This window comes from Chitinophaga skermanii, from assembly GCF_003259335.1.
Taxonomy (GTDB): Bacteria; Bacteroidota; Bacteroidia; order Chitinophagales; family Chitinophagaceae; genus Chitinophaga; species Chitinophaga skermanii.
On sequence record NZ_QLLL01000002.1, the window covers coordinates 66,955 to 80,892 of the forward strand.

Consider the following 13,938-nt stretch of genomic DNA (forward strand, 5'->3'; position numbering starts at 1 on the left):
CGTTACCCAATATCTCTTATACTATTTGTATTCATTCCAATGAACTTTAAAAAAGTACCATTAGCCGAAGTGCTCGAAAAATACCCAATTAGAGACCATCTTTTCGGCGACTCCACATTGTTCGATGAACGTATCGACACAGGTTTCTTCTATGTAAATGAAGGCGACATGTTAATCGAAGATCATGTTGATCTGAATATTGTAAATGCCCCCGGCGACATACAAGGGATTATCATTACCGGTAATCTCGTTGTTTTTGGCAATATTCTCAATCATGAACTAGATTTTGGTTTAGCCTTTTATGTAATGGGAAACATAACCTGCGACAATTTCTTAATTGGAGGGGCTGCTACCTATATCGGTGGCAACCTATCCGCTAGGGAAGTAATATTATTACACTATAGCGCAGGTTGGATGCAAATTAACGGGCTTATTTCTTCTAGGGTGATGATCGTAGACGATTATCCATTCATCCCTAAAGAAATGAACATTACACAGTTTTACGACAATTCGCGCGACGAAAACAGTCCTAAAGAGAATGCTTGTTTTAGGGATGAATCTGGTAATTACCGCATTTCAAATAACCTGAAAGCGTTACTTAATATGCCTGATGCCCTCATCTATGAAGACATCATAGATGAATTGTCGCAAGGCTCTTCCGTATTGCTTCCCCTGTAACACGATCTTTGTAAACACACAAAAACCATCTTTACTAAAGTAAAGATGGTTTTTGTTATGCCTGTACAACTAGCTTTTCTTCTTAATTAACTTCACTACACCAGGATCGCTGATGTATTGAAGGTTGTACCGCGATTGATCATCAAATTCCTTTGTAAAATCGAAGTACCCAGTTGTTTCACCGGGCTGTAAAGTAATGGAATCGTCGACATAGGTATATCCTTTCGCCGTTTCTCTTTTCAATATGCCTTTGATAATAACGGGGTGGTTACTAATGTTTACATAGTAATAGAAAGGTTGCTTACCACCAATTTCCATATCATAAATTTCTTTCGTAACTACGAAAGGTTCTCCATAATCGGGATTATCGCGGGTTGTCCATTGAACGGTATATTGCTCTTTGGCAATAATGGCCAAGTTGTTTTTGCAATCGTATGCAGCGGGATAGCTACGATGCTTCTTTAATACAGCTTGGTATGAAGAAGAATTCGCTAAGCGAGCTTGCACGTATGCTTTGAAATACTGTGTAATATTTTGTTGTTCTGTAGGAGTTAAACGTTGATGGTAGTAACTGGAACGAAAAACATAATGCGGGAACTCGGCATAATCGTTATTCGTATAGCCATCTTCAAACTTATAATTATACCCATCCCCTTCCAAGGCATAAGGCAAACCATTGCGATACAGCACCGTTACGATACCATCATAGATATTACTCCATTTGTTCGATAAATAATAACCTGTTTCGTAATTAAACTGCAGTACTTTCATACTACCATCTGCGTAGCGTTCTTTCACGCGCCAATTAGTTGTTTCTTTGATAGATCGAGATAAATCTACCAGTTTCAATTGCCTTAAAAGGTTTTCAAGATCACCTTTTAGGAACTGTATTTTATGTTGATCGTCGGCGGTTAGCGTGGTATATGTGTTGGAAGTAACGGGTGCTGTAGTAGCGTTTTCTACACGGGAAGGCGTGGGTGCTGGGTTGTTGCTACGGTTATACAATGTGCGATATTGCCTGGTTGTATTTCCTTGTGCCATTTCATTATTATACCCTTTGCGCGTAGCATCTACAGTAGCCTGAGCATTGTGGGAAAGCGGTTTCTCCTTCGCTATTCGAAACGTACCCGGTGCACAAGAAGCCGACGATCGAATCCATTCACCATCAAAGTACGTAGCACCGGTATACTTCCAATTGCCCGTTATAATAATACTATCCGCGGTTTCAGTAATATCGGCCGTATAGTTCCCTTGGAACAAATCGCCGCCCCGTTTACTTATCACTACAGCATCTTTGAAATACAAGCGGTTGCCGCTACGATAACCGGTTACTTTTACCTGCGCCTCGAAAATACCCATTGCATATTCGTATACACCGGAAATACCGGTACCCGATTGTTGTAAATCAATCACAAAGCGGGCAGGTGCATATTCACCTTGCACAAAGTATTTACCCTTGAATTGCCCGGCAATATTGGTTTGTGCGAACATAGTAGCATAACAAAGCGTAGCACATAAGGTACTGGCTACGAGACAGAACATTCGTTTCATAAAGAGGATTGTTGCATTTTGGGGTGGTTGAAGTAATATGAAGATATTGATTTTAGGTGGAATGCTGATGTTAAGAAATCGCCCTGTTATGAAGCCCCCTTCTGCTCCAAAATGGCGATTGTTTCCAACGTTGTTCTACCGCGTAATAATCGGCATGCATCTGCATATATGTTGAAAAGCCTTGGCTAATGGCATAATCATAAGCTATAAGCGCATCGTGGTTGCCTTGCAAATGGGCTGCTATTGCATGACCTGCATAATAGCCACTTTCCATGGCCGAAATAATACCATGAGAAGAAATAGGATCATAGGCAAAGGCGGCATCGCCAACGGCTAACCAATTATTACCATGGCGTTGTTGTAAATATCCTGTTGCTGCGTGGTATAAGCTGGGTGTAATAGGTTGTATCGACTTTGTTAATACAGTGGGTAAAAACTGTGTTTGCGCATATAGTTGTTGAAACCCTCCGCTTGTTCTATTGAACGGGGATATTACATCGGCATCGGTCATGTAGGTTAGCACCAATTGCTCCTCGCTTAATGGCGCCCCGTACCACCAACCGTGTTCCACTGCTTCAATATAGGTATATTGCTGTAAAGAGCCTGTATTTTGAACGATCGCATAACTGCCTACCAACTTATCCAAATTCCTTCGCGGCACGTTTAAAAGCCTCGCAATGCGCGATTTTCTACCGGTGGCATCTACGATAAATGAGCAAGCAGCTACTTGCCGTTGTTTTTCCGTATTGGTACATTGTACCTGCCAACCGTTTTCGCAAGGCGTAACAGCCTGTACCGTACTACCTTGCCATATGGTTACGCCGCGCGCATGTGCTACTTGGCATAATTGGGATTCGAACGTTTGACGGTGGATATGCCAACCTTGTGGTGCCGTGTGATGAAAGAATATTTTATCAATTGGCCTAACATGGCCCCATACGGCACGGTTACCGTAGCAGGCAATATGTGCAGGATGTTCGAGTAGCGATTGTAATTGTAGCTTTTGGAACACCTGGCGCGCTTGTGGAGGCAGCGTTTCGCCGGGTTTTGGGATGGGTTGTGGAGCAGCTTCAATGATTATTGATTCTACCCCCAAAGCGGCTAATTGTAAAGCAGTGGCGGTACCTGCAGGACCGCCACCAACTATGATTACTTGCTTATGCATGCCTTACATTTCATCACGTGCTAATACTCTACGTTTACGTACTTGCAATTGCTCTGGATGTACACCAATCGCATCTGCCAACATCATTCGCGATGTTTGTAATGCCGGTGGTGTAGCATGTTCTGCATACAATACTTGTTGGAAGCTTGGATCTTCTGCTTCAGAACCTGCACGCCCTGCCTCTACCCATAGCTTCTTTGGCAAGCCTTCTATTTCACTACCTGCAGGCATTTCCATTTCTGTAGAGATACCCAGTAAATGCCATTCATGCACCATTTGGTTGATCTTTGGTAAGTATTGTGTACCGAAATCACGCAACCAATCTTGCCTATAATCGAAGTGTTTCAAGCGTTGTGGTAAGTTCAAATTACTATCCGTTAAACGCTCCCAAGAAGCGGCTGATAATACTTGGTTCGGCACACGTGCTGCCCAGAACGATGGTAATGATAAATACGTTGTTCTTTCATATCCCGATAAACAACTAGCTTCATCCGTTTGCCATGGCACGCCCAACCAACGGGTTAAAGAACCGGGGCCACTACCGTCTAATGGTCCATTTGGGCCCAAGGCAATCGCCGGCGTTAATACCGGTCCATAATTATCCAACGGTGCTTCGTTCTCTGGTAATATTTTTAAACGGAATGGTTTGGCATCCCAGAAAATACGTTGGCGGAAAGGCCATGTAATTTCAATACCAGGGTGGAATGGGCCGCCGAGGCATTCTTCCAGTGGGGCTTCAATTAAGTATTTCACTTGCTCTTCCGGCGACAATGCATCGAAATCTGTAGCGCGTGGTGTACCTTCTATAAACTCGCCTTGCGCCCACTTTTCCATACGTGCGTATTGGGCAGCTGTTAATGGTAAATCAACGTTGTGCACTTTTTCATATTCACCAAATGCATCGCCATAGAATGGTGGTGCTTTAGTAGGTTCGTATGATAAGCTGGATGGAGAACGGTACCAATCCAATACACGCTGGCGGAATTCGGCATTATGTGGTGCAGGTGTTTTCAACTTATCAATCATCTCCGGCGTAGTGAAATCGCTCGGCGAGTTTTGTCCAAACACCATAAAGAACCCGTGGTTCACCCACTGCGTTTGCACCGTGCGTTCCAAGATGGGATAAATATGTTTCCAGAATTCTACTTGTGTAGGTTGTTTAATTTCCCCTGTGCTAATGAATAAGTCTTCTACTACATCATACATCGTTACTACAGCAAACAAACCTTGTCCATAGTTCGGCGGTGTAATAGCCACCATAGCTGGGGCTGCATCATACTTGGTACCGCCAATAGTTACAGTAGCGTAGATCGTACCATCTGCCACATCATCATGCCAACCATCGTTATTGGCAAAGGTGGTAGGCTTCGCACCGGGTTCTTTAGAACCTGATGTACCATCGGCTGGCACTACTAACAAACGACCTGCTTCATCTGTTCTAATTTCACCTAAAGGCACGCTTTTACCGAAGAACTTTCCATCATTAAACATCACACCTTGCTGGTTAATCCCGGAAATTTTTTGCGGTGCAGGTTCAATTACTAACTGCGTACGGTCTGGCTCTTCGAGGTTACGGTGTTCGCTGGGAATAGATTGGTTACCGGGTAAATCCAGGGCATTCATAAATTGGTACCAGCCAGCTTTACGATTGGCAATATTCACGCGCCATTCGATGGTTACATCGGCACCGGCTGTTAACTCTTGCACTACTTTTCCTTGTGCATCCAGCCCGTAAATTCTGAAACGCGGTACTTGTTTCTTGATACGACCTTTCGCATCTTTATAACCGTTCGTATTACTGGGTGCTACACCCGGCACATCGGAAGCGAAAAATATTTCGTTGGAATTACCCACGCGGGCAATGCCCAATGGAGGATATATCTCTACGGAAGAGATTGCATTTTTAGTAGCCATGGAAAGTTTTTTTGAGGGTATAAATAATTATTGACGGGCTGAACGAGGTTCTGTTAAAGCAATACCATTGCGGTTTCTACGAAGGCGAGCACCTTCTTCATACACCACTTTCCGTACTGCTCCTATTGAGTCGGCCGGTGCATGTTCCGCTAATGTATGCCAAGGGTTATAAGATAAGTTTTCGCCGTAGGCTACTTGCCCGGGCGCATCAATATCTTGTTGATGCAAAGTAAGGGTAGCAAACAATTCTGGGGGCGACACTTGTTCATCCCATCTCACCGTTGCGTCATCAATGGGCATACCTGTACCCGATTGGAATTGTACATAAAACCCGAAACGCCAAGATTTTTCAATAAGGCTTTGTTTCAATTCATCGCGCAAATAACAGGGGTTATTCTTGGGAATAGGCTTCGTAACGGCGGGTTCTAGTGCTACTACTTTGTACTTTACGTAGTTGTTAGTACCAAAAGCGTAGGGCAAACAACTACCGAATGTAGCCATGAGCGCGCTGGGTTCTTCCTTCTCCATCTCCGTTAAAATCTCATCGGTAATGGGATGATCTTTTAAGTACTCGTTGTAATCGCGGAGAATAACTCCGGCATGCGTAAACTTGCACATTTCGGTGGCGTTGGGTACAAAGAACACGTCGTGGTTTTGCAAAATGAAATCGGCCGTTAAAGCATCGTGTTCACTTTCCAAGAGCTTTTCGCCGGGTACGCCAAATAGTTTAATCCCAAGGCCAATGGTACTTTTAAGATCACCTAAACCCACCTTGGTATCACTAGAGAAGCGTAGCCAAGCGTCGAGCCTTTCGTGTTTAAATACACCTACTTGTTTAGCAATGGGTAAATTGGGGGTACGTTCCCAGGTAGCTTTTACCATTCCATGTTGCTTCGAGAAAACGGGTCTACGAACAGGGCACTGGCCATCTAGTGCCCGCGGAAATTGAATAATGTCGATAAACATTTCCTTGAGACTGGCCGTGGGGTTTTGGTCGCAATCAACCGCTTTTTCTTTACGCGTGTTGTGATGCGAGGATAATAAATGCATACATGCATATTTAGGGGTGAGCAATTAGATAGCTAACAACATGGGATTATTAGGACACGGGTACAAACACACTATAATGCTGTATTATAGCCTACTTACGCACATTTAGATACTGTAGATACTGTCGTTTATTGTGGAGCAATATTATGTAAATTAGGTATGCCTTCCAAATGAAATTTAGCTTGTTACAACATGATTTTGAATCACTTACCATACATCTATACCATCATCAATTCCTACCTTATTACTCGTTATAACATCATGTAAAAAATTCATTTAATACCAAGAAACATTTACATATCTTCTTCGTCATACCGCAACAAAAAAGGCTGGAACTAGATAGTCCAACCTTTATTGGTAGATGGTTCGAAATTATAATAATTGTGATGAATTCTCGCTTGCCAATGGGCACAAAGCCCGGGCAAAGTTGATGGCATTTTTAACACAGTATACTTGTAAAGAAAATAGAAGTAACTGAGCTTTAAAATCCCCCTTTTAGGGGATGCTATTCATAGGAATCAATCTTGGTAGGATACGGTTATGGCGGAGGAATTGGGGATTTTAATGATGATTTCTATGCAATAAATTTCATCAAGCCTTACCTAAATCATCCCCAACCCTCCAGCACAACAGTTCTCTACTTTTTAACCAATTCAGCGATTAGCTCCGGAAGCTTTACCTTCTGTGCATAATCCATATTCGCTACAATCTTTCCATCTTTACCAACTACCATCACGTAAGGAATACCTTTGATGTTAAAGGTTTTACGCAAGCCTTGATCAGTAAAACCACCTTCTGCCAAGCCTTGGTACCATTCCATCTTATGTGCTTCCATACCTGCTTGCCATTTTTGGGCGTCGTCGTCGAGGGAAATGCTGAGGAATACGACATTCTTGTCTTTATATTGATGATACAGTTCACGAAGTTTCGGGATATACGCAACGCATGGCGCACACCAAGACGCCCAATAATCGATTACCACGTATTTACCTTTAAAATCGCTTACCGAGAAAGTTTTACCACTAGCATCTGTTAACTTGAAATCGGGGTACACAGTACCGGCTGCACGGGTTTTATAACCTTCTATACGGTTAGCTAATTCTTGGCCATAATATGAGGCTTTACCGATGGCAGATAACAAGTTATAACCCTCTACAGCGGTTTCAGCATTCTGATCAGCTTGTGTGGCCAACCATGGGGCTATTTGGAGATATGGGTGTGCTTTCAAATACACCATTGGCTCTTTGAAGGCTGCTTTATACTCGTGGTATTCCAAGTTGTACATACCCCCAATAATGCTCTCCCCTTTTAAAGAATCGAATGGAACGTTTACTTTATACGGCTTGTTCTCCAAAAACATGAAAAAAGATTTCGTACTAATCTTCAATTGCACAACCGTTGGATGATCAACAGTACCCTTAAATACGAACTGCCCATTTTCAATGCGTACTTTTTCAAATTGAATACCAGGCGTAGGGCGGAGAATTTGTACTGAACCGCTCACTAAACCTGGGATGTTACCTTTAATTTCAAATCCTTGTGCAGATACTGCTACTGCCGGCAGCAACAAGAATGCGCCTATTTGCAAAATGCGTTTTAACATATTGAGAGGGATTGTGGTTGATCAAGAAAAGGTAACGGCACCAAGAAGTGCCGTTACAGTACTGCTTATTTTTTTATGGTCGGGTTTTTCAAGTTCGATGGTGGTAAATCGTTTGGTTTCATTTTGAAGATCTCTGCCAATTTAGCATCGATTTGATCATTGTATAAATCACGCGCAATTACCACACCTTCTGGATTAATCAAAACATTGGAAGGAATATAAGTAACACCATATGCTGCCGCTGTTGTATCGGCCCAACCTTTTAAGCTAGACACGTTTGTCCACGACAATTTATGTTTTGCAATAGCATCTACCCAAGCTGCACGTTTAGAGTCCATTGAAACAGCCAGCATAGCAAAGTTTTGGTTCTTATATTTCGCATAGGCATCTTGTAAGAACGGGATTTGTGGTAAACATGGTCCACACCAGCTAGCCCAGAAATCTATAAACAAGTATTTACCTTTATAATCCGACAATGAAACGTTTTTACCATTTACATCAGGCAACGTAAATCCAGGTGCTTTATCGCCCGCTTTTAAGCGATTTACTAAGCTTGGATCTGCTGCTCCCTCACCCAATTTGAACTGAATATTCGATTTATCTATTTTACCAGGGTATAAATAGCGTTGTACATACCTTGTTTTAAGCGCATGCTCGCCCAATAATGCAACCACGCTGTCGCGTTGTGCTTTTTGTGGGAAGAAAGTAGTAGCAGTATAGCCAGAAGGGCCTGAGTTAGGGTGATTGCTTACCCAACGGATTAACGTATCGCGCATTTTCTTATCGAGCACTTGGATGTGTGCTACACAAGAATCTGCTACATCTTCATCACCAATTTTAATGGCTTTATTCAATGTTTCTTGTAAGTCGGCCATTGTTTTACCGTCACCTTCAAATGGCGACGTAATGTCCATTACTTCTTGCCATTCTTTCACCCATGGGCTACCTGTAAAAGAAGCACCTTCAAAATAAGGCCCTTTACCTTCTACTTTACAAATACCGCTTTCGAGGTACAACACGGTACCCCCTTTTTCGCCGCTGTTACCTACTTGTAAGATGTATACGCTACCACCTTTAGGTACGCCCATTGTTAATTCGAACTTGTTCTTCTTGATGTAGGTGTACACAGCTTCTTGCGAGTACGCTTCTGTTAATACAACTACGGTATCATTCAGTGCATTTTCGAACTTACCATACACGGTTACCAGTGTATCTTTATCTTGTTTTACAGCAGCAGTAGGTTTCTTTTTCTGTGCATAGGTTGCTGCGGAAGCTAAGCAAAGCAGCAAAGTGAATATTCTTTTCATCTTGGTTGTTTTCGTTATTAAGTTGAACGTTATTTAGATCCTTTTGCCATATCTTCTAACACAGATACTGTTTCGGCGATGTAGATGTCTTTACGAATTCTATCTAAGAAAGCTTTGTATCCTGGTGTTTCTGTTTCTTCGGCTTTATGAATAGCGGGATTGTAGCTATTTAATGTGGCTGCTTTTACAGACAACTGTGCATTAGCCGGCAGTTCTTTGCCTGTTTGAATGGCTTTTTGTGCGGCATTGGCTTGTTTGTATTGACGAACGAAACTGGCTAGTTCTAGGTTTACCGGCTCTTTCGAGTAGTCGAGCACGGCTTGGATATTGGCGGATACATTCTTGTAAGCCGGGTTATTCGCGATACGTTCTTTTGCCCGGTTAACTACGCTTGCAGAATCAAAAGAAAACTTTAATCGATTGATCGGCGGGAAACGTAAGGTGTCCACATTTAAAGCAGAAGAAAAAATCTTTTCGCCAATTGGTTGCCAGTACATGCGGTCTTGGAATACAATTTCAGGTTTTACACCAATCATTTGCGTTGTAGTGCCATTTACACGGTAGAACTTCTCCATGGTTAAACGCATACTACCGTAGCTAACATCGGCGGTATTACCATTAGTGTCGCCCAACTTACCTAAGTTCATATTCATTTGCGCCGTGCCTTTACCGTACGAGGAAGAAGTACCTACAATAAGACCGCGACCTAAGTCTTGAATAGCCGCTGCAAAAATCTCGGAAGCAGAAGCACTCGCTTCATCTACCATCACCGTTAACGGGCCGTTATACATGGCTTCTTTTGCACTGGAAGAATAGTTATTCACCACTTCCTTGCTTCTTAACCAGGATATAGGACTAGATGGCATAAAGCAATTGCCCATCTTCACCACTTCTTCCAAAGAACCACCACCATTACCACGTAAATCCATGATAATACCATCAACTTGCTGCTCCCTCATTTTATTCATTTCCTTTACCACATCATTATACGAACCATTGAGATTCTCGCCTTTTGGGTCGATGTAGAAGCCAGGTAAGTAAATATATCCGTAGCGCTTACCATTCTTTTCAATGACAGCACCTTTGGCTTTATTTTCTGTATCTACCATTTCATCACGCTTAATTTCAACAATGCGCGATTTCTCACCAGGTTGTTGTAATTCCATTTTCACAGTGGTTCCCTTCTCACCACGGATCATAGCTACCACATCATTATTAGCCATACCACTAACCGGCTTCATCTCTCCATCCTTTGTTGCGATGGCGATAATGTTATCATTTTCTTTGGCTAAACCGCTTTGCATAGCCGTACCACCGGGCAACAAGCGTTTAATAAAATAATCATCCGCATTAATACCCAGCTCCATTCCAATACCGTAGTATCGCTTAGCTAACATATCGGCAAAAGAATTATCCTTTGGTCCAGAATACATGGTATGAGGGTCAATCTCGATTACCGCGTCGTTGATATAAGCTGTAAACTTTTCATTTGCAGCCTCTTTACCGTACGATTTTTTAAAATACTCGGCATACCATTTACGCACCTTTTCGCGAGCTTTGGCTTCTATTTTAGGATCTACTTCTGATGCGAGTGTAGTTGTATCACCACTGCTCATTTTCATCTCGATGTAATTACGTAGTACATAAGATTTCATCAGCTTACGCCAACGTTCTGAACGTTCTGCAAGTGTAGTAGGATAATGAAAAGCGTCGGCATTGTTAGCTATTGATTCTTTTTGTTTGAAATCGAAAGGCTTTGCCAAGTGTTGCATACACAAAGCTTCTGTTTCCTTTACTCTTTGTTCTAGTAAAGCAAATGCAGCATCAAAGAAGTCGGTTCTCCCGGTATTAATTTCATCATCAATCGTTGTTTTATACTTCGCGAGTTGATCGATATCTTGTTGTAATAAGATAGAGCTATACGGATCGATCGTTTGGAGATAATGTTTCCATACGGCCGTTGCATACACATCATCGATGGCACGTGGTTGGAAATGCTTCTTTTTCACCTTACTAAACACCGCGTTGATTACATCGGATCTAAATGCTTTTAAAGCAACCGGATCGGTAGGTGCTTGTGCATTCGCCACTGTTCCAACAGAAGAGGCACAAGCTAATAAGAATAGCCATTTATAACGCTTCATTACACTTCTTTCTTTTGATAAAAAATGATAAACAAACCTTAACATGCTTGCTTTCATCTAAGGCAACGAACCTGGTAAAAAGGGTGAAGCAAAAAGTGAAATATTTCTACAATAAAAAAAGGAACCGGTATTACCCCGGTTCCTCTTAAACATGATCGAATAGCGGATCACCACGTTTTATGAAGCATTACCAATAGCTTGCAAATCGAAGTTATAATTGTCTAAAAAGAATTTCACAACAATGGCGTATTTCTTTTTGATTTTACCGCTTTTATCTACGGAAGCACTTAAGATAGTAGCATCCAATTCACTTTTCGTATAGCCCATAATATGCTCTACGAAGCCTAGGAAGTCGGTGGTTTGATTATTACCAAAAGCTGGTGGCTCTACAATACCCAATGCATATGGTACCGGGCCTACTACATCGTAGGAGGTATATGCTAAGGCTGAAAAATCGGCCGGCACTGTAATAATATTGGCCAACATCAATCTTTCAAAATAAGCGCGGTTCATTTTTCGATAGATGAAGCGCATATTCTCCGGCGTTTGTTTTACCAAGGTACTATCGCACCAGCCAATTGTCATAGCGCTAATGGTGGCTGCGAAGTTGCTGGCAGATGGTTTCCCTGTATTACCGATCGACGATGCCAACAAGATTTTCTGCGGCATGGTTTTTTGCAAGAATGCTTCGGGGTATTTATTTAAGATCCCCTTACGCAACATCTCTAATGCATTGGGCACATACGTTAAGTTAGGCGCTTGTGCACTATCGGTACGGTTATTAAGCAAGTTATACGCAAAATCTGCATGCGTGTATTTATACAGGATGTACGTTTTATACTGACCGTAAAGCTTTACGATGGTATCATCGTAAGGTTGGTTACCTTGCGGTATTTGGTATAATGGTTTTACCGGGGAAGGCGTTAATTTATCTTCCTTACTACAAGCAGCCATCACCACCACCAATAAGAATAAAGCATATTTTTTCATGATACTCTTTTTACAATGATTAAAGTGCCACACGGGGACCGGCGAATAATGTATTCTGTGTTAACAGCGGGTTACGCGTTAATACAGCTTGTGGAATAGGAATCACATATTGCGGATCTCTTTCCTTCAATTCGTATACTTCCGTAATTGTTTCTGTAGGCCGATAGATATGGCGAATCGATGGCATACCATAACGTCTTAAATCGAACCAACGGTGCGCTTCCTCACGGAATAATTCACGTCTTCGTTCTTCACGACAATGTTTCAACAATGTATCGGCAGGCGCGGTTTCCCATGCTTGGAAACTATATTTGTCGATACGATTTTGGCGCAAGGTATTCAAGCTTTGTAATGCTTTATTATCAGCATCTGCTTGGCCTTTTTTGAACAATTGGATATAGGCTTCTGCCCTATTCAAATACGCTTCTGCACTACGGAAACAAGTGCTAAAATGGGCAGACACTGTACTGCTGGTTGTAGAGCCAGAAATGGTATTTTTCATGTCTGAATAAACAACACCGAAGATATCTAACAAAGGACCAAAGTTTTCAGCAATATTGATGAATTTACGAAGGTCGTTATCAGCAAAAGAATTATACAGGTCGGTAGAAATACCATAAGGTTCCACCAACAGAGACGGTAGTTGTTCTTGGTTCATCCCAAATGCCCAAATAGTTTCAACATTTTTAAGACCCGTAACCGGCTTTGATTCTGGGTCTGGGTAACCATCCCAAGTATTCAGGTTCATCAAAGTGGGGTGGTATTTGATCACTTCATCTGCATGCGCAATAGATTGCTCCCATTTGTCTTCGTACAAATACACCCTGCTTGCCAACAAATGAGCTGCTACATGTGATAAGCGCGTTTTATTATTGTACTTTTTCCCTTTGTTCAAACAGTAAATAGCACTATCTAAGTCGCGCTCAATTTGTGTATACACTTCTTGTACAGAGGCACGAGGTATAAATTCATCCGATAAGTTAGCCGTTAATACCAATGGCACGCCAGGATTTTTTGCCGGCGAAGTAAGTTTATCATTATAAGGAAGCCCGTATAAATTTACTAACTGGAAATAATAATAGGCGCGTAATGCATAAGCTTCACCTTTATATTGGAATTTATTATCATCGGGACCAATTGCACCATCCATATATTGAATAGCTACATTGGTTCCTAAAATACCTTGGTAATAAGTCTGCCAACTATTGATATTATTTTTTATTTCCACTTCCCCAATATTCTCCACGTAATCGGGTTGCCATTGGAAAGCCGCACTTCCGCGTACTGCATTACCCACTAACACCCTCCCTTTAGGAGTAAAAAAACATTCAACATCGTCTGACAATAATCCCACATATGCTTGTAAAATACGTTGCCCGGGGTAACCATCGGTTACTAATATACCAGCATAATCTTCCGTTGTTTTAGGTACCAAGTCGGTTTGAGAATACTCCGCCAAGAACTTCTTACAAGAAGAAAAACTAATGGCGCACATCACGATTAATATTATCTTTTTCATCTGTTCTTTTTTCTTGT

10 protein-coding genes are annotated in these 13,938 nt (G+C 41.9%); 1 reads left to right on the forward strand and 9 read right to left on the reverse strand.

Annotated elements, in window-relative coordinates:
* Nucleotides 1-39: 39 nt before the first annotated feature.
* Nucleotides 40-678, forward strand: coding sequence for a hypothetical protein (locus LX64_RS04355; protein WP_111596411.1), 639 nt, complete (start codon nt 40-42; stop codon nt 676-678).
* A 69-nt stretch (nt 679-747) separates the two neighbouring features.
* Here the strand turns inward: LX64_RS04355 and LX64_RS04360 are convergent, their stop codons facing one another.
* From LX64_RS04360 to LX64_RS04400, 9 genes are all read right to left on the reverse strand, one after another.
* Nucleotides 748-2,229: a hypothetical protein gene (locus LX64_RS04360; RefSeq protein WP_148707192.1), complete on the reverse strand. Its 1,482-nt coding sequence runs from the start codon at nt 2,227-2,229 to the stop codon at nt 748-750.
* A 70-nt stretch (nt 2,230-2,299) separates the two neighbouring features.
* Entirely contained in the window at nt 2,300-3,394 is a 1,095-nt protein-coding gene (locus LX64_RS04365) for a tryptophan 7-halogenase (protein ID WP_111596413.1), read from the reverse strand.
* Nucleotides 3,395-3,397: 3 nt separating this feature from the next.
* Complete coding sequence (locus LX64_RS04370; protein WP_111596414.1) at nt 3,398-5,308, reverse strand: LodA/GoxA family CTQ-dependent oxidase; 1,911 nt, start codon at nt 5,306-5,308, stop codon at nt 3,398-3,400.
* 27 nt (nt 5,309-5,335) lie between these two features.
* A complete protein-coding gene (locus tag LX64_RS04375; protein WP_211324732.1) occupies nt 5,336-6,358 on the reverse strand; it encodes a catalase family protein in 1,023 nt (340 codons plus the stop codon).
* Between the two features lie 637 nt (nt 6,359-6,995).
* The gene (locus LX64_RS04380; protein ID WP_111596415.1) at nt 6,996-7,961 is read right to left on the reverse strand and encodes a TlpA disulfide reductase family protein; all 966 of its coding nucleotides are present in this window, start codon (nt 7,959-7,961) and stop codon (nt 6,996-6,998) included.
* A 65-nt stretch (nt 7,962-8,026) separates the two neighbouring features.
* Nucleotides 8,027-9,268: a TlpA disulfide reductase family protein gene (locus tag LX64_RS04385; protein ID WP_111596416.1), complete on the reverse strand. Its 1,242-nt coding sequence runs from the start codon at nt 9,266-9,268 to the stop codon at nt 8,027-8,029.
* A 29-nt stretch (nt 9,269-9,297) separates the two neighbouring features.
* The gene (locus LX64_RS04390) at nt 9,298-11,412 is read right to left on the reverse strand and encodes a carboxy terminal-processing peptidase (protein ID WP_158538523.1); all 2,115 of its coding nucleotides are present in this window, start codon (nt 11,410-11,412) and stop codon (nt 9,298-9,300) included.
* 177 nt (nt 11,413-11,589) lie between these two features.
* Nucleotides 11,590-12,402, reverse strand: a complete 813-nt coding sequence (locus LX64_RS04395; RefSeq protein WP_111596418.1) for a putative zinc-binding metallopeptidase — start codon at nt 12,400-12,402, stop codon at nt 11,590-11,592.
* A 19-nt stretch (nt 12,403-12,421) separates the two neighbouring features.
* Entirely contained in the window at nt 12,422-13,921 is a 1,500-nt protein-coding gene (locus LX64_RS04400) for a RagB/SusD family nutrient uptake outer membrane protein (RefSeq protein WP_111596419.1), read from the reverse strand.
* Nucleotides 13,922-13,938 lie beyond the last annotated feature (17 nt).